Source organism: Acetobacter sp. DmW_136, assembly GCF_008690365.1.
In the GTDB taxonomy this organism is placed as follows: Bacteria; Pseudomonadota; Alphaproteobacteria; order Acetobacterales; family Acetobacteraceae; genus Acetobacter; species Acetobacter oryzifermentans.
Genome location: NZ_VHON01000017.1, coordinates 44971 through 68632, shown reverse-complemented (window position 1 = coordinate 68632; position 23662 = coordinate 44971). Strand labels below are relative to the sequence as shown.

The 23662-nt window shown below is 51.7% G+C and carries 22 protein-coding genes, 1 pseudogene and 1 riboswitch; of the genes and pseudogenes, 9 read left to right on the top strand and 14 right to left on the bottom strand.

The features are described from left to right. Together FKW31_RS07115 and FKW31_RS07110 are read left to right on the top strand one after the other, a co-directional pair. Positions 1-246, top strand: a pseudogene (locus FKW31_RS07115) (hypothetical protein); the annotation flags it as partial. A 345-nt stretch (positions 247-591) separates the two neighbouring features. Continuing rightward, positions 592-1548: an alpha/beta hydrolase gene (locus FKW31_RS07110; protein WP_150178182.1), complete on the top strand. Its 957-nt coding sequence runs from the start codon at positions 592-594 to the stop codon at positions 1546-1548. A gap of 56 nt (positions 1549-1604) precedes the next feature. Here FKW31_RS07110 and FKW31_RS07105 read toward each other — a convergent pair whose 3' ends face one another. Together FKW31_RS07105 and FKW31_RS07100 are read right to left on the bottom strand one after the other, a co-directional pair. Next, positions 1605-2309, bottom strand: a complete 705-nt coding sequence (locus FKW31_RS07105; protein WP_150178181.1) for a hypothetical protein — start codon at positions 2307-2309, stop codon at positions 1605-1607. A 100-nt stretch (positions 2310-2409) separates the two neighbouring features. Beyond that, the gene (locus FKW31_RS07100) at positions 2410-2652 is read right to left on the bottom strand and encodes a hypothetical protein (protein ID WP_035353640.1); all 243 of its coding nucleotides are present in this window, start codon (positions 2650-2652) and stop codon (positions 2410-2412) included. Positions 2653-2875: 223 nt separating this feature from the next. Here FKW31_RS07100 and FKW31_RS07095 point away from each other — a divergent pair, with 223 nt between their 5' ends. Further along, positions 2876-4234 (top strand): NCS2 family permease, encoded by a 1359-nt coding sequence (locus FKW31_RS07095; RefSeq protein WP_006116394.1) that lies wholly within the window; start codon positions 2876-2878, stop codon positions 4232-4234. Between the two features lie 48 nt (positions 4235-4282). On the opposite strand, the gene FKW31_RS07090 is transcribed toward FKW31_RS07095, so the two are convergent. From FKW31_RS07090 to FKW31_RS07065, 6 genes are all read right to left on the bottom strand, one after another. Then, a complete protein-coding gene (locus tag FKW31_RS07090; RefSeq protein ID WP_063354400.1) occupies positions 4283-5599 on the bottom strand; it encodes an outer membrane beta-barrel protein in 1317 nt (438 codons plus the stop codon). Between the two features lie 128 nt (positions 5600-5727). Beyond that, on the bottom strand, positions 5728-6315 hold the full coding sequence (locus FKW31_RS07085; protein WP_193562056.1) for a hypothetical protein: 588 nt from the start codon (positions 6313-6315) through the stop codon (positions 5728-5730). 42 nt (positions 6316-6357) lie between these two features. Then, positions 6358-6909 carry a flavodoxin family protein gene (locus tag FKW31_RS07080; RefSeq protein ID WP_150178180.1) on the bottom strand — a complete coding sequence of 184 codons (552 nt, stop codon included), beginning with the start codon at positions 6907-6909 and terminating at the stop codon, positions 6358-6360. 174 nt (positions 6910-7083) lie between these two features. After that, positions 7084-7722: a ubiquinol-cytochrome c reductase iron-sulfur subunit gene (gene petA / locus FKW31_RS07075; RefSeq protein ID WP_006116398.1), complete on the bottom strand. Its 639-nt coding sequence runs from the start codon at positions 7720-7722 to the stop codon at positions 7084-7086. 18 nt (positions 7723-7740) lie between these two features. Beyond that, the gene (locus FKW31_RS07070; RefSeq protein WP_006116399.1) at positions 7741-8517 is read right to left on the bottom strand and encodes a cytochrome c1; all 777 of its coding nucleotides are present in this window, start codon (positions 8515-8517) and stop codon (positions 7741-7743) included. After that, positions 8517-9935, bottom strand: coding sequence for a cytochrome b N-terminal domain-containing protein (locus tag FKW31_RS07065; protein ID WP_150178179.1), 1419 nt, complete (start codon positions 9933-9935; stop codon positions 8517-8519). The genes FKW31_RS07070 and FKW31_RS07065 overlap by 1 nt, the downstream gene beginning before the upstream one ends. A gap of 230 nt (positions 9936-10165) precedes the next feature. Next, a riboswitch (FMN riboswitch) is annotated at positions 10166-10312 on the top strand. Positions 10313-10411: 99 nt separating this feature from the next. Between FKW31_RS07065 and ribD the strand changes: the two genes are divergently transcribed. The 6 genes from ribD to FKW31_RS07035 all read left to right on the top strand — a co-directional run bounded on the left by ribD (position 10412) and on the right by FKW31_RS07035 (position 17688). Further along, positions 10412-11464 (top strand): bifunctional diaminohydroxyphosphoribosylaminopyrimidine deaminase/5-amino-6-(5-phosphoribosylamino)uracil reductase RibD, encoded by a 1053-nt coding sequence (gene ribD, locus FKW31_RS07060; RefSeq protein WP_150178178.1) that lies wholly within the window; start codon positions 10412-10414, stop codon positions 11462-11464. Further along, positions 11446-12048: a riboflavin synthase gene (locus FKW31_RS07055; protein WP_150178177.1), complete on the top strand. Its 603-nt coding sequence runs from the start codon at positions 11446-11448 to the stop codon at positions 12046-12048. Before ribD ends, FKW31_RS07055 begins: the two co-directional genes overlap by 19 nt. Positions 12049-12062: 14 nt before the next feature. Further along, positions 12063-13376, top strand: a complete 1314-nt coding sequence (ribB, locus tag FKW31_RS07050) for a 3,4-dihydroxy-2-butanone-4-phosphate synthase (RefSeq protein WP_150178185.1) — start codon at positions 12063-12065, stop codon at positions 13374-13376. Positions 13377-13412: 36 nt separating this feature from the next. Then, positions 13413-13898, top strand: coding sequence for a 6,7-dimethyl-8-ribityllumazine synthase (gene ribH, locus FKW31_RS07045; RefSeq protein WP_150178176.1), 486 nt, complete (start codon positions 13413-13415; stop codon positions 13896-13898). 70 nt (positions 13899-13968) lie between these two features. Next, positions 13969-14979: a lysylphosphatidylglycerol synthase domain-containing protein gene (locus FKW31_RS07040; protein ID WP_150178175.1), complete on the top strand. Its 1011-nt coding sequence runs from the start codon at positions 13969-13971 to the stop codon at positions 14977-14979. A gap of 114 nt (positions 14980-15093) precedes the next feature. Further along, on the top strand, positions 15094-17688 hold the full coding sequence (locus tag FKW31_RS07035; RefSeq protein ID WP_150178174.1) for an MMPL family transporter: 2595 nt from the start codon (positions 15094-15096) through the stop codon (positions 17686-17688). Positions 17689-17786: 98 nt separating this feature from the next. On the opposite strand, the gene FKW31_RS07030 is transcribed toward FKW31_RS07035, so the two are convergent. The 6 genes from FKW31_RS07030 to FKW31_RS07005 form a co-directional block, all read right to left on the bottom strand. Further along, positions 17787-19046 carry an FAD/NAD(P)-binding oxidoreductase gene (locus tag FKW31_RS07030; RefSeq protein ID WP_150178173.1) on the bottom strand — a complete coding sequence of 420 codons (1260 nt, stop codon included), beginning with the start codon at positions 19044-19046 and terminating at the stop codon, positions 17787-17789. Between the two features lie 101 nt (positions 19047-19147). Further along, positions 19148-19384: a DUF3297 family protein gene (locus FKW31_RS07025; RefSeq protein WP_003624557.1), complete on the bottom strand. Its 237-nt coding sequence runs from the start codon at positions 19382-19384 to the stop codon at positions 19148-19150. A 101-nt stretch (positions 19385-19485) separates the two neighbouring features. Further along, positions 19486-20250, bottom strand: coding sequence for a hypothetical protein (locus tag FKW31_RS07020; RefSeq protein ID WP_089179312.1), 765 nt, complete (start codon positions 20248-20250; stop codon positions 19486-19488). Between the two features lie 41 nt (positions 20251-20291). After that, positions 20292-21254, bottom strand: a complete 963-nt coding sequence (locus FKW31_RS07015) for an HlyD family secretion protein (protein ID WP_006116409.1) — start codon at positions 21252-21254, stop codon at positions 20292-20294. A 15-nt stretch (positions 21255-21269) separates the two neighbouring features. Further along, positions 21270-21470: a DUF1656 domain-containing protein gene (locus FKW31_RS07010; protein ID WP_003624554.1), complete on the bottom strand. Its 201-nt coding sequence runs from the start codon at positions 21468-21470 to the stop codon at positions 21270-21272. 1 nt (position 21471) lies between these two features. Continuing rightward, positions 21472-23556, bottom strand: coding sequence for an FUSC family protein (locus FKW31_RS07005; protein WP_150178172.1), 2085 nt, complete (start codon positions 23554-23556; stop codon positions 21472-21474). Positions 23557-23662 lie beyond the last annotated feature (106 nt).

Below are 23662 nucleotides of genomic sequence, written 5' to 3'. Positions count from 1 at the left end.
GATGTGCATCTTGCAACAGCCGGACAGCAGCATGACATTGCAGCGCATCTGATGCAGGATAAGCCTGAAGGCTGGCATGAAACAGACTGGACAGATTGTGCATGGACAAACGGAAATGCCCTGTTGCCTTTGGGGGATCTCCTGATCAGCCATCACATGGGGCTGCTGTCTATAACAATCCGGGACACCGGATATTATGTTCTGGGTAATGAGAAACTGTCTGATAATGCAAAGAATTTTGCTTAATTAGAGAATAAGTCTTCATGGCCAGACGGGTGTAAATCAGTCTGGCCATGAATGCATTTGGGCAATAGATACAGGTTGTATTTTAAAATACCTGTTGTTTGTTAATAAATTTCACATTCATGCAAAATATATTATGAATTTTAATTTTATTTAAACTATATATTTTTAATAAATTGAATTTATAACGCATATATAATAATGCATTATATGGAAATCATATATAAAATATTTATGTATTGTATTTTTATATTGATATTAATCAATAAATTATGATGATCGTGAGTATATAAACTTGTCTTGCGGCACGGTCTGTGATGCCAGCCGCAAAATAGGAGGCGAGTTACTATGCCAAAATCAGTAGTTAATCCGGAATTTCTTCCCATTCTTGAGAAAATGCCATCATTTGATGGTCTTTCATCGCTTTCACTTCCAGAAGTGCGAGAAGTTTTTCTAACATCTGTGCGCCTTATAGAAGGTCGGCCTCTGCCAGATGTTATCACGCGGGAAGAATACGTGCCGGGGTTGAATAATGCCCCAGATGTACGTGTTGTTGTTTATACACCGCGCGAAGTGCAACCCAATGCACCCGCTATGGTTTACATTCATGGCGGCGGCCTTGTTTCTGGCCACCCGGAAGTGGATGACCCCAAATGCCAAAAGCTGGCTAGTGATCTGGGTTTTCAGATTTTTTCGGTTGATTACCGTCTCGCGCCAGAGGTGAAATATCCCGGCGCTATTGAAGATTGTTATGCCGTTCTGAAATGGGTGCATGAAAACGCCAGCACACTTGGCATTTCGCGCGATAAGGTTGTTGTTGCCGGTGAAAGTGCAGGTGGTGGTTTAAGCGCAGCCCTAAGCCTGATGGCGCGTGACAAAAAAGAATACAAACTTGCTTTTCAACTGCTTATTTACCCCATGCTGGATGATCGTACAGCAGTAAACAGTGATCCAGGCGCTAATTTTGGCGAATTTGTCTGGACACGTTCTGCCAACAAATACGCATGGCAGGCTTATTTGGGCGATAAAGCGGGTGGCCCACAAACGCCGCCATATGCAGCCGCTGGCCGTGCAACAGATCTGGCAGGTTTGCCCCCCACCTTTATTGGTGTGGGATCAATGGATCTGTTTTTGAAGGAAGACCTTGATTACGCAACCCGCCTGATGGCAGCGGCTGTGCCCACGGAAGTTATGGTGGTGCCGGGGGCTTATCATGTGTTTGATATGTATGTGCCGGATGCAGAACTTTCCCGTAGGTTTATGGATGCCTACTGTGCAGCACTTAAACGCACATTGAATCTGTAATACCACTAGTGCCTGACAGGTTATTTAGCCTGTCAGGCTGTGGTGTTGTATTGTATTTACCCACCACCTCTGCATGAAGCCATTTCTCTGGTGGAAACCGCTTCCGATGCCGCTTTGCGTAATTGCTGGGCACAATTTTGCGCTGAAATAATCATTCTTTGTGCGCTGGCAGAAAAGGGCAGTCTGCCCCCACTTTTGCCTGCTGCGATAAGAGCCAAATCTTTATACGCATCTACAAAAATATTTTGTGCAACACTGCCTGTGTCTTCACAGCCGCCTAAATCTGTTGGCTGAAACATGTTTTTTGCACGAAAGCAGAGCAGAGAAACCTTTTTTCCGGTAGAATAAGATGAGGCAGCATTTACACCATTATTGGAAAGATATGCCTGCACATCATCTATTCCTGATGGGGAGGAAGCATAATCAACATAAAAATCTTCCCCAGTTTGGGAAACAGAAAGAGCCTGCCCGGTAATATAGATAGGCTTATCCATGGGGAAATTTTTTGCAGCAGTAACAGAACTGGATTTCCATTCTGCCCAATAGGCTTGGGCTGTTATGGATGTTGGGCGCGGAAAAACTGGAGCCCAGTTAATAAGGCTTTTGCCACCACTTAAAAATGCTTTGATATCATTGGTTAGTAAAATGGATGCGGCATCTACATAAGGGTAAGCATCATCTACAGTCTGCGGTGCAGAAGAGGCTATAACTGGTGTTGCCCATATTAGCATGGCAACCAGAAGTATCTTTTTCAAATTCATCTCCCTTCTTTGTCCGTATTATATCCTTCGGAAAGAAGAAGAGGCAGCCCCGTTCTAAAATGAATGACGGGTGGTTTTTGGCCACCCGCCTGCGCGATTATCAGGAATGTGCGGTAATAACGGTTTTTGCCAGAGATTCAATTTCAGAGGCTTCTACACCTTCTGGGTTGCGCTCTGCTTTTTTGGCCACTTCGCGTTCGGCTTCACCAGCCTTAACGCCGCCTTTAAGCACATAATTTGCCAGTTCACGCACTTCTTCCTTAGTTGCCAGCTTGGGCTGTTTAAGGGCGCGTTCTGCCAGATGGAAAAGGGAGCTGGTTTCGTGCGGTGCTTTATCGGTCATAAAAAAGTCCTTTCTGCTTTGATGCTCAAGCCTAAGCATTTGTTCATTTTACGAAATGGGGATGCTCCCTGCATTCAGCTACGGGGAAGGAGGGATGGCTGCTATGTGCTGCGCAGATTGCGTGCGTTAAGGCAGGAAATCTTTTATTCTGCTGGTGTTATTTTTGTTCGTACATCCGTAAGATAAAGCAGAAACTGGCCCCAGCAGCACTGCCGAGGAATGGATGAGAGATTTATGGTCAGGCATGCGTGCATGTCTGGATCGTGTTTTTGATATTTCTGGCCGCGGTTCCAGTATTCCCAAGGAAGTTGTGGCGGGTATCACCACCTTTGGGGCAATGGCCTATATTATGGCAGTTAACCCCAATATTCTGGCTTCTGCCGGGTTAGACCAACATGCCATGGTTATCACTACAATTGCCTCTGCGGTTGTGGGGTCCTTTATCATGGCGGTGGGGGCCAACCTGCCCATAGCGCTTGCACCTGTTATGAGCAGCAATGTGGTGTTCGCCCAGATTGTTATTGTGCGTATGGGAGTGCCACCGGCTCAGGCCTTTACAATGGTGCTGTTAGGAGGGCTGGCCTTTCTGTTTCTTTCCCTTACGCCGTGGCGCCGCAGAATTGTTGAAACGTTTCCGCTTTCGGTCAAACAGGGCATTCATTTTGCCATTGGAGCCTTTGTGGCTCATATCGGCATTGTAAATGGTGGCTTGGTAACGAAGGGTGGAGAAGGGTTGGTTTTTGGGCAGTTGTCCAACCCTGTTGTGCTTTTAGCGCTGGCCGGGGTTTTTCTGGCCATGATGTTAAAATGGGCGCGTGTACCGGCCGCCATTTTGGTGTCTGTTATTGCCGTGACAATAGCTGGTTTATGGGTTGCACATCCAGATGGCAGCAAGGTGACGCAACTTCCCGCGCATTGGGTGGATTGGCCATCCTATCCGTGGTTCATGTTGTTTCCGTATGATTTTCATGGCCTGTTTGCCAATCTGTTTCTGGTTTTGCCCATAACGCTTTATTTCTTTTTGGGTGATTTTTTTGATGCTACCGGTACCATGATGGCCGTAATGCAGCGTTCTGGCCTTAAGGATAAACAGGGGCAGCCTTTATTGGCAAAATCGGCTTTTGTGGCAGATGCAACGGCCAGTGTTATTGGTTCTGCTTTAGGCACATCCACTGTTTCGGCTTATCTAGAATCTTTGGTGGGTGTGGAAGAAGGGGGGCGCACAGGGCTGACAGCGCTGGTAGTGGCATGTTTGTTTGCTGTGTCATCTATCTTGTGGCCGCTTATTATCTGCGTGCCTGCTGTGGCAACTGCTCCGGCTCTTATTCTGGTTGGCTTGGGTATGCTTGGCAGCCTGCCAGACCTGAAATCTTTGGCTGTGCAGGAGCGGGTTATTCCGCTGTTTATGTTGCTTGTAACCGTGCTGACGGGTGATTTTATGGTCAGTCTGGCGCTGGGTTTGCTGCTGCACACAGCCTTTGTGCTGACAACCCGCAAATGGGCAGAACTTACCCTGATGCTCTGCGGGTTGGACTGTGTGTTTATTTTGTATCTGGTGCTCTCATCCAGATTAGGCAGTTAAAAAGACAAAACAGGCTGCGGTGAATATTGCAGCCTGTGTCTGAATGTATCAGAACCCGATAACCGCATCGCCACCAAAGGTGAACATGCCGTTGTTGCGGCCACCATTAAAAGGTGTGGTGCCATTAAGGGAGCGATCAAACCGTATTTCTGGCCGAAGCTGAAATACGCGCACATGGTGCCCCAAATCTGGATGATACACGACGTTCAAGGAGAGATCCCCATATGTGGTGCCATGCCCAGAGGGGCCAGCAACAGTTTCTCCGCCCGTGCCAGCCAAGGCTTCCATATAGGAGTTGTTGCCGCGGAAGGTGGCTACCATCATGTTGTTATTATCGCGGTAAATTTCGCCGCGGTAATTGAAGGTGAATTCCTTGTTGATCTTGTAGCTCAGGAAGCTGACAAAACTTTCTGCATCTGCGCCAGCAAATTGCCCACGTGCACCTATGCCACGCACCCCTTCATCATGCAGGTAGTTGAATTCTGCAGTAACAGAGAGCTTGTCATTTATATTATAGGTGGCGTTGATATCGTTCCAGAAGCGTTGTGCGTGGTCTGCTTCGTAATGCCCGACCGAGCGCCAAGAGTTTTCCGGCCCAACGCGGCTGAGTTCTACAATGCGTAGTTTCCCATGTGCGAGATTGTTGAGGTTGAAGCCAAAATAAGCCGCAGGCATGTGGTTGTTATCGGAGCTGCCAAAGGATGTCTGGTTCCCGGTATCAATTCCGAAAGTGACATCCACTATTGGCGTTACGTGCCAGTTAAACATAGCGCCAATATGTTCAAACGGCACAGAATATTCAGATGTATAGGCAAGTGTATAAAAGGCGCGGGATGTGGGGTCTAACCCTTCAACACCCATGGGGGCCTGTAGAATACCAACCTGCATATCCAACCCACCTTTTGTTAGCCACGGTAGATGCACATCCACATGCGCTTGGGCGGGAATAAGCTGGTAACGCGCCTTCCATTCCTGATCTGAAATGCCAAGCACATGGTAGTATCTGGCATCGGAACCATACAGTCCTTCTAGGGTGAAGCCGATCTGATACTCGTTCAGGCTGGAATCGATGGCTTTGGAAATAGTGAATTCAGCTTGGTTCAGTTGTACCTGGTTGGCGTGGTCGGCCAGAAAGTCTCCGTAGTTATAGCCGGGATTGGGGCGTGCCGGATTGGCCATGATACCGCCTTCAATCTGCCCCGTAAGGGTAATATCAGACAACCAGCGGCCCAAGCTGGAACTGCTGGTTTTCAGGCTTGTAAAGGGCAGAACCTGCGCATGTGCCGTTTTATGCAAAACCGGAAACAACAGTGAAGAAGCAGAGAGAAGCAGCAGAACTTTCTGTTTTTTAGGAAGCGTCGTCATGGAGGGGGATGTCCCTTCAGTGCGGCTGTTACATGGCCAAAGTGTTTGGTAGTTTAGGCAGAAACATTCCGATAAAGAAATAAAAAAGAAATAATGAATGTTATTTACCCGTGGCGTAGGATTGGCAGTTATAATTTTTGCCGCATTTGTTGGCGCAGGTCATTGCAGCGTTTTGTATAATGCGCGGCCTTGAACGCAGTAAGAAAGTTAATGAAAAACGCCGCAGCCAAGGAGAGGAAGGAAAGTAACGTCAGCAACTCTCCAGATGTTCGGATTGGATCATCGTAATGCAGGCCGGAATACCACAACAAGCTTATGCTCACGATTGCACCAATAAAGCCAAAAACACCCGTTGTTTTAATCATGGAATCTTCCACGGTTTCAAACTCTGATGTCTCACGCCATAGGTCAAAAAGCTGGCGGTCTATTTCACCCACCGCGCCTGCATGGGCTGCTTTATCTTCTGTTGTCACTTTGTGTGGGTTCTTGCGGTAGATTTCCAACTCCTGCCGTGCTTTGGAAAACACACGGCGGCGTTCCTTAATGGCAGGGATGCTGATATCCACAAAGCTGAGAATAGCAACATTCAGCCCCGCGGAAAGCTGGATGATAGCCTGAAAATCCCCCCAAGAAACAGCCATTACGTCCCCGTTTGCGGTAGATACTGGGGGTATTTTAGCGTTTGAGGGGCTGGCTGAAAAAGGTATAGCCAGCATGTCTGCTATTCGGGGGCAGGAAACATGCTGGCTAAATGCTTGTTACCTAAAGCGCGCAGTTACCTCGGCAATTCGTGTGCCGTAAGTGGTGGCTGTATCCAGATCACCGCTCGGAATTTCATCTACACTAGCATCAGAAGGGCTTTGCACCAGCAGGCCGGCGGCACCACCCAGCACGTTGATATCGGCTTTTGTAGCGGCTTTTGTGTTGCAAGGCAGCAGGTCTAGGCTGATCCAGATGCCACCGTGCTGCGCCGCCAGAACCTGAAACCATGCCATAGTGCACCCTTTATCCCCCACCGGGCTGGCGCTGTTTGTAAATCCGGCAAACAGTTTGTTCTGCCACCCACGATTGAACCAGATGCGGGATGTAGCATCTGCAAATTTCTTAAACTGCCAACTGGCATTGCCCATATAGGTGGGGGAACCAAACACAATGGTTTTGGCTTTGTTTAAAGCTTCCCAGCCGTTTTCTGGCAGATCACCATTTTGATCAATTTCCAGAATTGCAGCGTTAGCACCTTTGGCAACGTATTCTGCTACTCTGCGCGTGTGGCCAAACCCAGAATGATAAACCACCACAATATCAGACATTTATTTATACCCTTGCAATCAAGATGGTTGAAAAACACAGTTTAGATTGGCGGTTTTCCATTCTCTCGATAAGAGTGCATTCTGGCAATTCATCTCACACTCCAAGAGTGAGGTGAGCCTACTACGCAGATATAAAAAACGCCGCAGGGTGAGTGCGGCGTTTGTAGTAGGTGTTTAGATCTGTTCGATTGTTGAGAAATCGAAGTTTTGCCCCTTGGGGTTTTCTCCCAGTCGGATACTGGTTGGTGAGGGCATGGAATAAGGCGGCACAGGCAAATTATACGGAGCCGGTGCGCCTTTATAAACGCGGCCTGCCAGATCAAATTTTGACCCGTGGCAGGGGCAGCCATAGCCGCCACATGTATCAGCCGTGTTGCCTGTAGGTTGGTTAAGGCCCGGCACGCAGCCCAAATGCGTGCAAATACCCACGTAAACACCATATTCTGGCACAAGAGAGCGATGCCAGTTGCGGGCATAAGCGGGCTGCTGGTTTGCAGCAGACTCTGCATCCCGTAGTTTTTCGGCCAGCGCGTGGTCTTGCAGTGCAGCAATTTCTTCTGGTGTGCGGCGCATGATGAACACAGGCTTGCCCTGCCATACAACTGTCATCTGTTGGCCGGGGGTAAGTTTGGAAATATCAACATCCACAGGCAGATGGGCGGATGCGCTGTCTTGCGGCTTCAGGCTTTGCACAAACGGAACAGCACAGGCTGCCAAGCCTGTAACTGTGCCAGCCGTGGTTACAATTCCCAAAAAGTCACGGCGTCCGGGGGCTTGTTCTGTTGCTGCGGTTTCTTCGGTTTCGCGTGTCATGGTGTTCGTGCTTTCCGTTTATCCATGCGATTTCAGGTTTTTCCAGATTTTCCGCTTCCATGCGATAGCCAGAACAAGCAGAACAGCCAGATAAGCCAGAACCCCTTTGCCAATATGGTGGCGCTCATTACGGTGCGGATCTGCGGCCCAGACCAAGAAAGTGGTGATATCTTTGGCTTGCTGCTCCACAGTTGCCGGTGTGCCATCAGGGTATTGAATGGCACCGTTCATCAACGGCGGTGGCATGCCAATCATATGGCCTTCTGCCCAATCATTATAGAATTTGCCCGGCACAATAGGGGCATCAGCGGGCGGGGGCATGCGGTAGCCTGTCAGAAAGGCGTAAAGCCAGTCTGCGCCACCAGGGTGCACAGCAGCCAAGCGAGATTGATCTGGCGGCGCAACCCCACCCATAACAGCGGCTGCCGCTGCATCATTGGGGAAGGGTGACCGGAAGTGATCATCCGGCAAGCCGGGGCGCATTGTGGGCATGCCGGAGATGCCAACCGGGCCGGGAATCTGCTTGCTATGGGCAAGGTCTGTAATTGCCTGATCACTTAGCCCAATGCCTTCCAGATCTCGATATGTCAGGCTGCGCATGCCGTGGCAACTGGCGCACACATGATCATACACCAGAAAGCCGCGTTGCAGGCTGGCTTTATCATAGGTGCCGGTGGCCCCCTCAAAGCTCCATTTCTGATGAGGCGGGGCTTTATTATCCGATGTGTTGGCCAGTGTGGGCGTTGCAAGCGTAAATGCTGCCAGCAAGGAGCCTGCAAAAACATGCTTACGCATTAGGCGTCTCCCTGTGATGCAGCAATAGAGGAAGGGAGAGGCCGCGTTTTTTCCGTGCGGGACACAAGGGGAAGGAACACAAGAAAATACCCAAAATAGTAAAGTCCGGCCAAACGGGCGGCAATCAGCCAGCCACCTTGTGCGTGGTGTTTGCCCGCATCTGCCAGCACAATAAATGCACATACAACGCCCAACAGCCCAATACGGCACAGGGGGCGGAAACGCATGGAGCGCACGGGGGAGCGGTCAAGCCACGGTAAAGCAAACAAAACCAGCAGAGAACCAGCGGCCGCAACCAGCCCGCCAAATTTGGATGGCACAGATTGCAGCAGCCCGTAAAACGGCAGGAAATACCATTCAGGCTCAATGTCCGCAGGCGTGTGCATAGGGTCGGCCGGGGTGTAGTTGTCTGGTTCAATCAGCATATTGGGCCAGAAGAACATCAGGGCCGCAAACACCATGGCAAACAGAATAAGGCCAACCAGATCTTTGCTGATATAGTATGGGTAAAACGGCACCGTATCTTTGGGGGTGCGTGGCTCAACCCCAGTTGGGTTGTTGGAGCCAGAAACGTGCACAGCCGCTACGTGTATGCCTACAACCCCAACAATCAGAAATGCCAAAACAAAATGCAGCACAAAAAAGCGATGGAGGAAGATGTCTCCCAGATGGTCGCTGCCTGTCATGATGTGTTCTAGCGTTGGGCCAATACCCGGTATGGCGCCAACGGCCTTGGTAATCACATCTGCGCCCCAGTAGGACATTTGGCCCCACGGCAGCAGATAGCCTGCAAAAGCGGTGGCCATAACCATCAGCATCAGTACAAGGCCGGTTAACCACAGCAGTTCACGCGGGGCTTTGTAAGATCCATAATAAAGCCCACGGAACAGATGCAAATACAAAGCAGCCAGAAACAGGTTTGCGCCTGTCATATGCATGGCACGTAAAAGCCATCCGCCAGAAAGCTGGCGTTCTATAGCTTCAACAGAAAGAAAAGCCCCTGCATCTGTGGGGGTATAGTTCATGGCAAGAAAAATGCCACTGGCCAGCATCAGCCCCAGAACAAGCGTAAGAATGGCCCCAAAATTCCACCAGCCATTCAGATTGCGCGGCACACGGAAATCAACATATTCAGCCCGAAAGGCAGAAATGACCGGAAGGCGTCTGTTAATCCAGCCAGCCAGGCCAGAATAGGGTGGTGTAGAAGAAGCAGATGTTTGCTTCTGGTCGGGTATGCTCATGGTAAATCCATGTTGGCTGGCAGAAACAGGGGCAGATAGTGCTCCGTATTCCGCTGTGGCTGTAAGGAAAGGCAACGCATAGCCAAAAACGGCATGCGGAATCTGTGGTGCAGATCTGATATGAATGGCATACAGGTTAAAGTTGTTTCGTCTGCCTGCGTATGATGCAAAACGCACGTGCCTGTGGATATGCCATAAAAACCTGCCATAGATTGCTATCAGAATGACCGGGTTTAAGGAGCAATAAGTTCCTTTTACCTAGTTTAGATAGATACGGCGGCATCATAACTTTCCCGAAACATTTGGGCAAGGTAGAGGCGGTTTTTAACAAACTGTGAAGGCATTTGCTCTTGCATAAGAGAAAATGCAGGGCCATCATACTTGTTATCACTCGCATGTTGTGGGTGTGATGTTCTCAGGGCAGGGTGCAAATCCCTACCGGCGGTAAGCAGCGTAAAGCGTTGTAAGCCCGCGAGCGCTCGCTTCTGGCGGGGTCAGCAGATCCGGTGCAATTCCGGGGCCGACGGTGATAGTCCGGATGGAAGAGAACAGAAAGACTGGTGCGTGATCGTGATTCGTTCAGAATGACGTGCGTGCAAGGCTATCTTACGCCCTGAGTCCGTCTGGTTTATGAGAACGCGGGCAGAAACAGGGTGAACAGCTTTTCACAGATTTCCCGACAGATCATGCCAGAACGCATTGGTGCGGCGTTTCATCTCGCCGTGGCTGAGGCGTGGAGCTTTGTAGGGCGCACAGCCCCCAACCCGCCAGTAGGGTGTGTGTTATTGGATGCGCAAGGAGATGTGTTGGTTGTGGCCGCACATCATCAGGCAGGCACCGCACATGCAGAAAGACTGGCGGTAGAGCAGGCGCGTGCTCTTGGGTTGGTGGAGCGGATTGATACCGCTGTTGTCACGCTGGAGCCTTGTAATCATACCGGTCGCACCCCCCCATGTACGGAAGCACTGCTTTCTACCCCAGTAAAAACTGTCTGGGTTGGCTGTGCAGATCCTAATCCACACGTGCAGGGCGGGGGTGCCGCACGTTTGGAGCATGAAGGTATTACGGTTAACCGCTTATGGCAGTGCATGAATGCTGCGGGCACATATGCACGTTGCCGTGCGTTGCTGGCACCATTTGCTTGGCGCATGACACACGGGCGGCCTTGGATAACCGTTAAACAGGCGCTGGATAGCAAAGGGTCCATGGTGCCACCCCAAGGGCAAAAAACCTTTACAACCCCTGCATCCCTCCGTCTGGCACATGCTTTGCGGCGCGTAACAGATGGTATTGTAACAGGCACAGGCACCGTGCTGGCTGATAGGCCCACGCTAACTGTTCGGCATGTTGAAGATCACCCTGAACGCCGCCGCCTGTTGGTGGTGTGTGGCCAGGAAAAACATGCTCCGGCTGAGTGGCTGGCCAGTGTTTCAGCCGCGTTCGATGTAAGCTTCTGCCCTGATATTGCACAACTGCCATATATTCTGGCGCAAAGTGATGCGCTGTGGGTGCTGGTAGAAGCCGGGCCAACTCTGCTGGAGGCCCTTAAAACCCATAATTTGTGGGATGATTGGCTGACCATCCGTCAGGATGCTTCAGGGCAGGATCATCTTGCTGTTTCAACCCAACATGATGTCACACCTCTTTCTTTGTTTCCTGAATGGATGCGGTGTGCGCAGGAGCAGGTATGTTTTCCGGTATCATAGAATCTCTCGGTCATGTGGTTAAGGTGGAGCACAGCCCCCAGTCTCTTATGCTGGAAGTGGAAACCGGGCTGCATGATGTGGCGGAGGGTGAAAGTATAGCCGTAAATGGTGTGTGTTTAACGGCAGTCGCGCCTTCGACAACTGGCCTTGTTCGCTTTTTTGTAAGCAGCGAGACACTGGATTGCACCACGTTGGGCGCGCTTAAAGCCGGGCACCAGATCAATCTGGAACGTGCCGTTACCCCCGCTACACGTCTTTCTGGCCATATTGTGCAAGGCCATGTGGATGCCGTGGCGCGGTTTACAGAATGTACGCAGTTTGGCGATGCGCGGCGCGTGGTGTTTGAAGTGCCAGCCCAGCTACGGCGCTACATGGTGGCCAAAGGGTCTGTAGCACTTGCGGGCATTAGCCTGACGTTGAACGAAGTGGGTGAGCCAAATGGCGAGACCTTTCCCATCGAACTGATGATTATTCCGCACACATGGGAGCACACCACGCTCGGCACATTGAGGGTGGGTGATGCCGTGAATGTGGAAGTGGATATCATTGCCAAATACGTGGAGGCACAATGCCGGACCAAGTAAAAACAGCAGCCCCTGTGGCAGCTAAGGCATCGGCAAGGCTTTTGCAGGCGGTTGAAGCCGTGCGTGCTGGCCGGATGGTCATTATGGTGGATGATGAAGATCGTGAAAACGAAGGCGATCTGGTCATGGCCGCTGAGTTTATGACGCCAGAAGCCATGAACTTCATGATCACCCATGCGCGTGGCCTTGTGTGCTTGCCACTTACGCCAAAACAGGTGGATCGCCTCGGTCTGGCCATGATGGTGCGGCAAAGCGACAATACCGCTCAGTACGGCACGGCGTTTACGGTCTCTATTGAGGCGAAGGAAGGCGTTAGCACCGGCATTTCTGCGCCAGACAGGGCGCATACTGTGCGTGTCGCGGCATCAGAAAACGCAACGCCAGCAGATATCGCCACACCGGGCCATATCTTTCCACTGCGGGCCGCCCCCGGTGGGGTGCTGGAACGTATTGGGCATACCGAGGGGTCAATAGATCTGCTGCGTTTGGCCGGGTTAAAGCCAGCTGCCGTTATCTGTGAAATTCTGAATGAAGATGGCACCATGGCGCGCCGTCCTCAGTTAGAAGTGTTTGCCCGCCAGCATGATCTGCCGATTGTCTCTATTGCAGAGCTGGTAACGTGGATTAAAGCACACGGTTTGTCATCCTTGGCTGCGCAGGCCGCCGAAGCAAATCCGCAAACTGCGCCAGAGCCTGCGGTGCCAGATCTGGCGCAGGCATCCTTACCCAGTGCTTACGGTGGGGACGATTTGATCATCCATGCTTTTCAGGATGAAAACGGCGTGGAGCATGTTGCCTTGGTAAAAGGTGATGTGCGCCGCAGCGGTGCTGTGCCGCTGGTGCGTTTGCATTCTGAGTGCGTGACAGGTGATGCCCTTGGCTCCCTGCGGTGCGATTGTGGGTCACAGTTGCATGCAGCGTTGCGGGCCATAGGGCAGGCGGAATGTGGCGTGCTGGTCTATGTGCGCGGGCACGAAGGGCGTGGTATCGGGTTGGTCAACAAAATCCGGGCCTATGAGCTACAGGATGCCGGGCTAGATACGGTGGATGCCAACCATCGGCTTGGTTTTGCAACAGATGCCAGAGATTGGCGTGCAGCCTCTGGCGTATTGCGCAGCCTTGGCGTGGGCGAATTGGATTTGCTGACGAACAACCCAGATAAAGTGCGCGCACTGGAAGCACGCGGGTTTATGGTGCGCCGCCGGATTGGGCTGGAAATTCCACCTACCGCGCATAATCGTGCCTATCTGGAAGCCAAACGCCGGCGCATGGGGCATCATCTTGGGCAGTTTATTGCCGTTGATGCCGAACCGGATGCGGTTGTCTGATTTTTACATAAGTGAATGATTAAAGGTGTTTAACTAATGGGTACACGTTCCCCCGTTTCCTTGCCGGATCTCAAGGCGCTTTCTCCTGCGCCGCGTTTGGCCATTATTGTCAGCCGATTTAATGAAACTGTGACAGGTGGCCTGCGTGATGGCGCAATGGCTTGGCTGGCAGAACATAACATTGCCGTGAAAGATGGTGATGTATTTGCTGCGCCCGGTGCCTTTGAAATGCCACTTCTGGCACAGACACTCGCCAAAACAGGTAACTATGAAGGCGTTATCTGCCTTGGGTGCGTGGTAAAAGGGGATACAGCGCATTTTGAATTTATTAGCCTGGGCGCCACAATGGGTATTCTTCAGGCATCTTTGGCCACAGAAACGCCTATCGCCTTTGGTGTGCTGACAACTTATACAGAAGAGCAGGCACAGGTACGTTCTGCGGATGATATCCATAACAAAGGGCGCGAAGCCGCTGCGGCGTGTGTGGAATCTCTGGCCTTGCTGCGCCAGATCAAAGGCTGAATAAATGAGGTGTGTTAGGCTGCACCAACCGAAAGTGTAAAAGCCAAGCCAGAAAAAGGATGGAGGGAGCATGAAGCGGGTCACTCTCATTGCCGGGATTTTCGGTTTGGGGTTGACCGTATGGATGCTGGCCCAGTTTGGGGTGTCCTCCATTTTTTCTCTTGTTATGACAGGCGGTTGGGGCATTTTAGCTGTTATTGCTTTTCATAGCGTACAGGTTTTTCTTTCTGCTTCCGCTTGGCGCACCATTGCGGGCCAGACTTTTGGCCCGGTTCTGCCGTTAAGAGCCTATTTCATGCTCCGCTGTGTGCGAGAGGGCATAAATAACCTTCTCCCCGTTGCACAGGTTGGTGGGGAGGTAATGTCCTCCCGCTTGCTCGCCCGGCGTGGCTTGGGCCTAAAACATGCGGCTGCCGCGACAATTTGTGATCTGACAATAGAGTTGCTCAGCCAAGTGGTATTTACCCTCAGCGGCTTGGTTATGTTGCTGTTCTTGGTCAAGCGCTCTGCCGTTACAGACCGATTGCTGGAAAGTGCATTGGTGCTTTTGGCTATCGGCGGCGGCGTATTTATCAGCCAGTGGCTTGGGGCCGTTGCTTTCATAGAGAAATTGCTTATCCGCATAGCTGCTCATCTGGGGTGGAGCGGTGTTGATGGTATTCGCGGCCTTAATAAGGAAGTGCTTGCGCTGTATAAATCAGGCCGCAATGCGGTTAGTGGCCTGATATTGCAGTTTTGTGCGTGGGCTTTGGGGGCTGTTGAGGTGTGGTTGATTCTGCACTTCATGGGGCATGGGTGCTCTCTTGCTACCGGATTTGTGATCGAAGGTGTGGGAGAAGCAGCTAAATCAGCCGGGTTTGCCGTACCCGGGGCCCTTGGTGTGTCAGAAGGGGGCTACATTATGGTTGGTAGCCTTTTTGGTATGCCGCCTGCAGTTGCCATCGCGCTTTCTCTTATCAAACGTTTGCGTGAAATTGCTTGGGGTTTGCCCTCTCTTATATTGTGGCAATGGCTTGAGCATACATGGCGCCCTTATGCCGAGCGTCTGCGTAAAATGCCCTTTTCCCGCACGGGTCTGTAAAAAGGAAAACAGAGCCCTGCTTACATCATCACTTGCTTCTGGCTGGGGGGTTGGGCAAACCATGACAGCCCCTTCTGCTGGGGCTGTGATTATTTTGGGATCCTGTCGTTCATCATGCTGTTTGCACCCATAGGTCGTTTTATTGCGTTTTGCGCCCGCCATGCCTGGGCTGTTGTGGCGTTGTTTCTCGTGCTTTCGGGGGCAGGCGTTTACGCTGGCATGACCCGTCTGGGAGTAACGACAGATACCAGCAAAATGCTTTCTCCTCGTTTAGAGTGGAAGCAGCGTTCCGATGAAATGGGGCGCTTATTCCCCCAGAAGGAAAACCTTCTGGTAGCTGTCATTCAGGCTAAAATGCCGGAAGAAGGACAGGAAACCGCGCGAGAGCTGGCCGCCAAGATAAGTGCCGATCATAAACACTTTTCCTTTGCGCATAGGCCAGATGCCAACCCGTATCTGCTACGCAACGGCTTGATGTTTCTGGAGCCGCAGCCGCTTTCCCAGGTGCTGAATGATACAATCGCGGCGCAGCCATTTCTGGCGGCGTTATCGCAAGATCCTTCAGCACGAGGGCTGTTTGGCGCTCTTTCCCTTATGGCAGAGGGCGTAAAGCAGGATCAGGCCAATCTGTCTGGCTTTCAGGCGCCTTTGTCCGGTTTTGCCAATACGCTGGAACAAGCCGTGGCAGGGCATGCCGAGGCTATGTCATGGCAGCAGCTTTTGGGCGGCAAACTTTCTGATCTGGCTGGAAATTATCAGTTCGTTATCACCAAACCGATATTGGATTATGGGTCTTTTCAGCCGGGTGGTGCCTCTGCAGATGCCATGCGGCAGGCTATCAGTTCTCTGGAATTTGTTAAAAATGGGCACGCCAAGGTTTATTTAACCGGGCAGGTGCAGCTGGATGATGAAGAGTTTGCAACCGTGGCAGAAGGCATGGTGGCAGGGCTTCTGGGGTCTTTGGCGCTTGTTACCTTGTGGCTTACGCTTGCTGTTAGAACATGGCGCGTGGTGCTGCCTATTGTGGTCACACTTGTGGTGGGCTTGTTGCTTACCACCGGATTTGCCGCTGTAGCTGTTGGTACGCTTAACCTGATTTCCGTGGCATTTGCTATTCTGTTTGTTGGCATTGCGGTGGACTTTGCCATCCAGTTTTCTGTGCGCTTTCGGGCTCAAACACCCACACACACGGGCGAAGAAGGCATGTTTGAAGCGCTGCGCCTTACGGGTGAAGAAACCGGGCATCAGATTCTTGTAGCTGCCTTGGCAACATCCGCAGGGTTTCTGGCCTTTACGCCCACAGCTTTTCTGGGTGTTGCGCAGCTTGGTCTTATTGCTGGTATTGGCATGTTGGTTGCGTTTATCTGCACCACCACGCTTTTGCCTTCACTGCTAAAAATCTGCCATCCGCCGCTCAACTGCCCAAGCATGGGCTATGCGTTCATGAAGCCGGTGGACATTAAAATCCGCCATATGCGCAAGCTGCTTTTAGGCTTTTTTGCACTGGTGGCTTTGGTGGGTTTGGCGCTAGTACCCAGCCTACAGTTTGATGGTGACCCGCTGCATACCAAAAATCCGAACTCGGAAGGGATGCGCGCCCTTAAACTGCTGATCAACAACCCGCAGACATCTCCTTATAGTGCAGAATTGCTGGTGCATTCCCTTGCCGATGCAGAAAAAGAAACAACACGCTTGTCTAATCTGCCAGATGTGAATGATGTGATGTGGCTGGGCTCCTTTGTGCCAACCCAACAGCAGCAGAAACTGGCTCTTATTCAGGATGCGGCTTCTATTCTGTTACCAACGCTTATTGTGCCACAGCCTAAAGCTGCTCCCACAGCGGATGATCTGCGTAAATCAGCACATGATACGTCTGTTGCTTTGGCTGGTGTGCTGGATAAACTGCCTGCTCAAGACCCGCTACGCCGTATTCAGGCTGCTCTGGCCAAGCTGGCAGAAGCTCCAGATGCCACAGTGCAGGCTGCTAACACCGCATTGGTGCGCTTTTTGCCGACAGAGCTGGATCAGTTGCGCACCATGCTTCAGGCAACGCCTGTAAGCATCAAGGATGTGCCTGCTGAAATTGCAGATGATTACTTGCTGCCAGATGGCCGTGCCTTGGTGGAAGTGCATCCTAAGGGAGTGATGTCCAATTCTGGCGCGCTGCGTAAATTTGTGGGTTCTCTCCAGAAAGTAGAGCCACAAATGGCTGGTACAGCGGTTGATATTGTGGAAAGCGCACGTTCTATTGTGAAGGCGTTTGAACAGGCCGCAGGCGCAGCTATTGTTATGATTGCTGTTATTTTGATGCTGGCCCTGCGCCGTGTTAAGGATATGGCGCTGGTGCTGGCACCGTTGCTGCTTTCTGCTTTGATGACAGTTATTTTGATTGTGCTGCTGCCTGAAACCCTAAACTTTGCAAACATTATTGCATTGCCCCTGCTGCTAGGGGTTGGGGTTTCCTTCAATATCTATTTTGTCATGAACTGGCGGGATGGTGTGAAATATCCGCTGGCTTCGCCCACTGCACGTGCCGTGCTGTTTTCTGCCCTGACAACGGGCACAGCCTTTGGTTCTCTGGCGCTTTCTCACCATCCGGGCACAGCAAGTATGGGGCGGTTGCTGTTGCTTTCTTTAGGGTGCACATTGTTGGCAACACTTGTGTTTGTGCCAGCCCTGCTGCCCAAGCGACCGATAGACGATGCCTGATAACAGGCATAAGAGTGAAGTAAAAAAAGCCTCCCGAAAATATCGGGAGGCTTTTTTTATGTCTGCTTTCTGAAAAGGGGGATCAGAAAGGCCGGAACTTATTTCTTCACCCATTCCGGATGGTGCGGCATTTCAATATCCCGCCCTTTCAACATCATATCCCAGTAAACACGCGGGAATACGGTTGTCTTAAGGAACCATGCAAAGCGGCTAGGCTTGCGCTGATCGTAAGGGAAGCTGGGGGCAGGTTTGCCGCCATACAGGAATTCCGCCAGAATAATCTTGCCGTAAGCAACGGTTAGCGGGCAGGCGCCGTATCCATCGTAGCTGCCTGTTAGCGGTTTGCCATCCAGAGATGCCAGAACGTTTGCTGTTACCACTGGGGTTTGCGCACGCGCAGCGGCCATGGTTTTGGCGTTGGATGTGCCGATAACATCGCCCATACCAAAGATGGAAGGATACTTGGCATGCTGGAGCGTGCTGGGGTCTACATCCAACCAGCCGCCTTCATTCGCCAACGGACTTTTTTTGATGAAGTCTGGAGCGCTCTGTGGTGGGGTGACATGCAGCATGTCAAACTCTTTCACCACATTTGTAACTTTTCCATCTGGCTCGGTAACAGCAAAGGTTGCCTTGTGTTCTGGCCCGTTTACGGCAACCAGTGTATGCTTGTACAGCACGTTAATGCCATAATAATCTACGGCTTCCTGCAAACCGGGGCGGTAGTAAGCCACGCCAAACAGCGCATCACCTGTCATGCAGAAATCTACATTGGTGCGGTTAAGTGTGCCTTGCTTGCGCCAGTAATCAGATGCCAGATAGGCAATTTTCTGTGGCGCGCCAGCGCATTTGATAGGCATGGGCGGCTGGGTGAACAGTGCCGTGCCACCGGAAAGGGATTGGATGCATGTCCATGTATATTCCACAGTATCTTTGGAATAGTTACTGCACACGCCATTGCGGCCCAGCGTATCTGTTAGCCCTTCAATCTTATCCCAATCCAACTGGAGGCCGGGGCAAACAATCAGGCGGTTGTAAGCAACGGTGCGGCCATCTTCCAGCGTAAGCATGTTATTATCTGGCTGGAAGGATGCCGCCGCCGCACGCAACCAGGTGCAGCCTTTGGGGATAACGCCACCTTCCTGATCCAGCGTGCTCCGCAGCTTCATGACGCCTGCGCCAACCAGTGTCCAGCCGGGCTGATAGGCGTGGGTGGTTGCGGGGTCTATAATGGCAATATCCAGTGTGGCCCGTTCACGCAGTAGGCGGGCTGCTACGGCAATGCCAGCAGATCCACCACCCACGACAACAACAGTGTAGCGTAGATCTGGTGTTGTGGAGTTTTCTGTTTGAGTCATGGAAGTCTCCCTGAATCTCACGTTGACGTGGGTGTACTATCCCAAACATCTACAATTTAATAAAGTATTTAATTGTATTTGGGATATGTGTGGAGGGCAGGTCAGTCCTTGACCCACACTTCAACCGGGCCACTCAGCTTCATGGTAAGGGGGTTGCCACGCCGATCTACCGTTTTGCCCACGGCCACACGTACCCAACCTTCGCTGATGCAATATTCTTCAACGTTTGTTTTTTCTACGCCTTTAAAGCGCACGCCAATGCCCCGGGCCAGCAGGTCTTCATTATAAAAAGGGCTTTCCGGGTTTACGGAAAGGCGGTCGGGCAGGGTATCAGACATTTAGAGAGTCCTTGATATATCGGTTAAAAGTGCACCGACGTTTTAAGGGCTTTCATATTGAAAGACCATGCTCGATCCGCATTTACAGCGCAGAATGCGGGCTAGTGGTTGCCTTGGGTTGAGGTTACAACAATTTTCCCTTTGCCATCACGCTCTGTGGCTAAGGTGCCGGTGGCTTTATCCACTAAAATATTGCCTGCATTTTCAACATGCAGGGCCGCCACGGATGTTTCACCGTGAAATACAGCATCTGCCGTGCTGTTAGAGGTGATTTCCAACGCCTCCAGCTTACCTTGTTGGGTTGTAAAGGAGGCAGAACCACCAAGATAAATAGCCAGGGCAGGAGCTTGCACCTTTCCGATCATGAACGGGGCAGAAAGTGTGGAACGCAAACGTGCAGAGTCAGCCAATACAGGAATGGTGATAGCGCCAGTGGAATCAGAAGTAACATTCAGTTCCGCAGTGCGCCCTAGTGTTACGGCTCCGCTGCCAGCCTGAAGAAAAACAGGGCCTTTACGGTCATCCACCTGAATGGCTGTTCTGCCTGTGCTGGTAATAACCAACGGCATATTGGGAGGCGTGGTGAGCGTAAGCTTGGTATCTGTCTGACAGTTTTGCCCTGCAAGAGACAGGCTGCCATCAGAGTTGGTGGCAAGCTGTAGGCCTGCTGGCCATTGGCCATTTGCTGGTTCAGGCTGCGTTACGCCTTTTTGGGCGCGGATATGCAGGCTGTTCAGACAGGGTGCTACAATATTGAGTGTCGGGGTTCTGGTTTTTTCTGCCCCACAGGCAGTAGAGGGCAGAAAAACCGCCAAGCAAAGAGCCATTGCAGCGCAAAGTTCTGAACGAAAAAAAGAATACAGCATGTCTTCTTTTTGCCAGTGCCAGAGGGGTGCGTCTATCTGTTTTAATGGCGCAGCCCACTGCCGCCAGTGCCACCCATTAAGGCATCGTGCATACGATCCAGTGCTTCGGTGAGTGTATCATGCGCGCGTTTGCCTTTGCTGCCCACAACAGTCACCGTGCTGGTCATGCCAGCAGCTAACTGGGTGCCGGGGGGAATACTGTCTATCTGCACACGCACAGGAATACGCTGCGCCAGACGCACCCATGTATAAACCGGATCAACTGATGGCAGGCCCTGCGTTGCTGTGGCTGCGTTGGCGGTTGCAATGCCGCGCGTAAGGCTGACAACATGGCCCCACATAGGCTCCCGATACCCCATCAGATCCAAGCGTACCCGATCCCCAACGTGAATGGAGCGAATTTTTGTTTCCTCAAAATATCCATCCACCCAGTAGGATGAGGCATCAATAACCTCAATATTGGATTTGCCTGCTGTTGCGTAATCACCCACACGCATGATGAGGTTATTGACGTAACCTGTTACCGTGCTGCGCACATACGTACGATCAAGGTTGATTTTGGCTTGGGAAAGATTGGCCAATGCCTGCGCATAAGCAGCTTTGGCAATGTCTGCCGTGGCTTGATAAACCTGCTTTTCTTCGCGGGAGGCCGCAGCATCTGTCAGCCTATCACGCCGAAACTCCTGCGTATCTTTCAGCGCCATATCCGCCTTGCGCTGGTTGACAACAGCCGTTGCTGTGGCCAGCGCTACCTTGAAGTCAAACGGATCAATTTCGTACAGAATATCTCCGGCATGAACGAACTGGTTATCTCTTACGCGCACAGCAATAATCTGGCCTGAAACACGAGGGGCAATATCTGCAACCTGTACACGCACTTGTCCGTTTCGGGTCCAGGGGGCGGCTGTGTAATAATCCCACAGTACAAAGCAAACAACGGCCGCAATGGCAAGAATGGTCACCGTTGTGATAAACTGCAGGACGCGGCGGGCGCGCTCAAACACGGTCGGAAAGCCCTTTCACAACAAAATAGTGTAAAGGCCGATAAGGCATATAAGAATGCCAAATTCAGCCAGAGGCAGGTTCCATACCACGCGGCGGGCACGTACTTTGGATAGAACCGGGTTAAGAGCCAGCAGGGTGGCAATAGCCAATCCGGCATGGACAACAAAGGACGAAACAAGCAGCCCGCCTATATCCAGAACAGGGCGTAATTCCATGTTAGCGGGCCTTCCATTGCTGATCTGGCACAGGAACAAGATCATACAGATGCAAAGCGGAACGGTTGTGTTCCAGCAAATGTATGGCGCCAACCATGGCGGATACGGCAGCAAGGGCCGTAGCCATCTGGCCATGTGGCAGGTTGATGGAGTGATCAAGCAGAACGCGGGCTTTGCGCTTCATGCGGTAAAGTGCTGAATCCACGTTGTAGATAATGGTGGCGCGGTAGGCAGATTCCGCATCCAGCCGAATGGCGGGAATAGTGGCGGCGCGTTGCAAATGGCGGCGTGCGCGGGCCAGTTCCAAGTTCAGTTCATCTAAACTGGCAAGGCGGGAGAAAACGCGCTGTTTTGCCTTGTTGTTAGGCAGGTAGCGGTTCCATTCCAGAATGCGGCAGAGCCGATCATAATGGCGGCTGATAAGGGCGGAACCGGCTTGTTCGCCATGCCCTTCAAACTGAAGCAGCAAATCGTGCCCGATGGTAATGCCAACTCGGAAGCGCCTGCCTGTGGCAGAAGGGGGCAACAACAGCACCAGTGAGATAAAGATAATAATGGCTGCAAACAGGTACAACACGTTGCGATCTATAAACGCAGAGGGCTCATAGTTCTGTTGGTTCGCCACTCCCAAAATCACAAAGAAAAAGACACCCGCGTTAAACCCAATAGTGGCTGTTTTGGGGTTCATCAGCAGTAAGCAACCGCCAAAGATAATGGGGAGAATAGCCATTGCCAGAAAAGGCATGTCTGCACCGTGGGGCAGCACTCCAAAGTTCAGCACTGCGGCCACGGCAATAGCCAAAGGCGTACCTATAAGGGCACCCATACCAAAACCGCGTGCATTGTACGTGGTGGCGGCCAAGGTGAGGATAATGGCAACCTGAGACAGCGCGCTGTAAGTGGCGGGAATATCAGAGATAATGCACAGCCCGGCCGCGACGGAAAATCCAATCAGGGTGCGCAAGCCATTGAGTAGGGCCGCAATAACATCATGATGCTGATCAATCTTGAGTTCTGGCGCCTGTGTGCGAGCACGTTGCCCATGTTGGAGCGCATCTATGCCATCTGCTGCCCAACGCGCATCGGACAGAAGCGCCATGGAACGTTCAATCAGCCACGCTTCATCTAGCGTTGGGCCAAGAGATGCTTCCTCTGCGTGGGCTTCCTTGGCCAGATCTTCCAGATCATGCACAGCTTGAAGGGGAGATTCTACCGGAGTACCGTCTCCAAATGATGTGCGAATATGTTTGAGTATGGGGCCAGAGATGTTGCCCCGGCGCAGCACATTGGCAATGGCACGGCTACAGGTTAGCATTTCCAGCAAGGCCACCATGGCGGAGCGCGCACCTGCAAGGCGCAGCTTGGCATCAGCAAGCTCGGTTTTGGCAAAGGAAACCTGAGATGTCAGGGCAATAATTTCGCCAGCCAGCCCCGCGCATGTCATGTCATCTGGTACGCCGTGGCCTGCTATGGCATCACGCGCAATACGTTGCACCATTTCACCCGTGCGGCGCAGATTGGCTGCCAGTTTTTCAAACGCGGTGGGAGACCCAAACACATCGTTAATGGCAGCGGTGGCTGCAATGCCAACGACAATGGTCGACACACGGTTAACGGTAACATCAAAAATAGAAGCCGGGTTATCAATACAGCTAATGCCCACAATGGCTACGGTGTAGCCAGAAAGCATGGCTGCATAGGCACGGAAGTCTCGCTCCAATGTCCCCATAATGGTGCATAACGTTAACCATAGCGCCACGCCGCCCAGAAAAACCCCACGCTCTTGATTAAAGCAAGCGGTTAAAAACAGCGCGACAAATGCCCCAATAATTGTGCCAGCCAGCCGGTAAAGGGCTTTGGAGAGCACCTGCCCGCGTGTGGGCTGCGCCAAGATCATAACAGTAACAGCAGCAGAACCGGGGGAGGAAAGCTGGAGCCAGAAAGCTGTGGCAAGCGCCAGAACAGCAGACAGCCACGTGCGCAGACAAAACAGAAACCAGCCATGTGCGAAGATGCTGCGTGGCAGGGGAAGAAACAGTGTCTTCCAAGATCCCATACGGAATGCTGCCGGTGTTTCTGTTGTCATGTCTGCTCTGTCTTTAACCTCTTTGCTTCATATTAGGGGGCATGCCATTTCCGGCCAGACAAGGCGGGTGAGAGCGAATCTCGCAGTATCAGCATGCTTCTTAAAA

Bases quoted from the DNA above. Each gene is read 5' to 3' on its own strand.
- FKW31_RS07100 (WP_035353640.1), bottom strand. From the start codon at position 2,652: ATGACCGATAAAGCACCGCACGAAACCAGCTCCCTTTTCCATCTGGCA.
- FKW31_RS07095 (WP_006116394.1), top strand. From the start codon at position 2,876: ATGAGAGATTTATGGTCAGGCATGCGTGCATGTCTGGATCGTGTTTTT.
- FKW31_RS07035 (WP_150178174.1), top strand. From the start codon at position 15,094: ATGCTGTTTGCACCCATAGGTCGTTTTATTGCGTTTTGCGCCCGCCAT.
- FKW31_RS07070 (WP_006116399.1), bottom strand. From the start codon at position 8,517: ATGCGTAAGCATGTTTTTGCAGGCTCCTTGCTGGCAGCATTTACGCTT.
- FKW31_RS07010 (WP_003624554.1), bottom strand. From the start codon at position 21,470: ATGGAATTACGCCCTGTTCTGGATATAGGCGGGCTGCTTGTTTCGTCC.
- petA (WP_006116398.1), bottom strand. From the start codon at position 7,722: ATGACACGCGAAACCGAAGAAACCGCAGCAACAGAACAAGCCCCCGGA.
- FKW31_RS07020 (WP_089179312.1), bottom strand. From the start codon at position 20,250: ATGCTGTATTCTTTTTTTCGTTCAGAACTTTGCGCTGCAATGGCTCTT.
- FKW31_RS07025 (WP_003624557.1), bottom strand. From the start codon at position 19,384: ATGTCTGATACCCTGCCCGACCGCCTTTCCGTAAACCCGGAAAGCCCT.
- FKW31_RS07055 (WP_150178177.1), top strand. From the start codon at position 11,446: ATGTTTTCCGGTATCATAGAATCTCTCGGTCATGTGGTTAAGGTGGAG.
- FKW31_RS07110 (WP_150178182.1), top strand. From the start codon at position 592: ATGCCAAAATCAGTAGTTAATCCGGAATTTCTTCCCATTCTTGAGAAA.
- FKW31_RS07080 (WP_150178180.1), bottom strand. From the start codon at position 6,909: ATGTCTGATATTGTGGTGGTTTATCATTCTGGGTTTGGCCACACGCGC.
- FKW31_RS07040 (WP_150178175.1), top strand. From the start codon at position 13,969: ATGAAGCGGGTCACTCTCATTGCCGGGATTTTCGGTTTGGGGTTGACC.
- FKW31_RS07105 (WP_150178181.1), bottom strand. From the start codon at position 2,309: ATGAATTTGAAAAAGATACTTCTGGTTGCCATGCTAATATGGGCAACA.
- FKW31_RS07030 (WP_150178173.1), bottom strand. From the start codon at position 19,046: ATGACTCAAACAGAAAACTCCACAACACCAGATCTACGCTACACTGTT.
- FKW31_RS07005 (WP_150178172.1), bottom strand. From the start codon at position 23,556: ATGACAACAGAAACACCGGCAGCATTCCGTATGGGATCTTGGAAGACA.
- FKW31_RS07090 (WP_063354400.1), bottom strand. From the start codon at position 5,599: ATGACGACGCTTCCTAAAAAACAGAAAGTTCTGCTGCTTCTCTCTGCT.
- FKW31_RS07085 (WP_193562056.1), bottom strand. From the start codon at position 6,315: ATGCTGGCTATACCTTTTTCAGCCAGCCCCTCAAACGCTAAAATACCC.
- ribH (WP_150178176.1), top strand. From the start codon at position 13,413: ATGGGTACACGTTCCCCCGTTTCCTTGCCGGATCTCAAGGCGCTTTCT.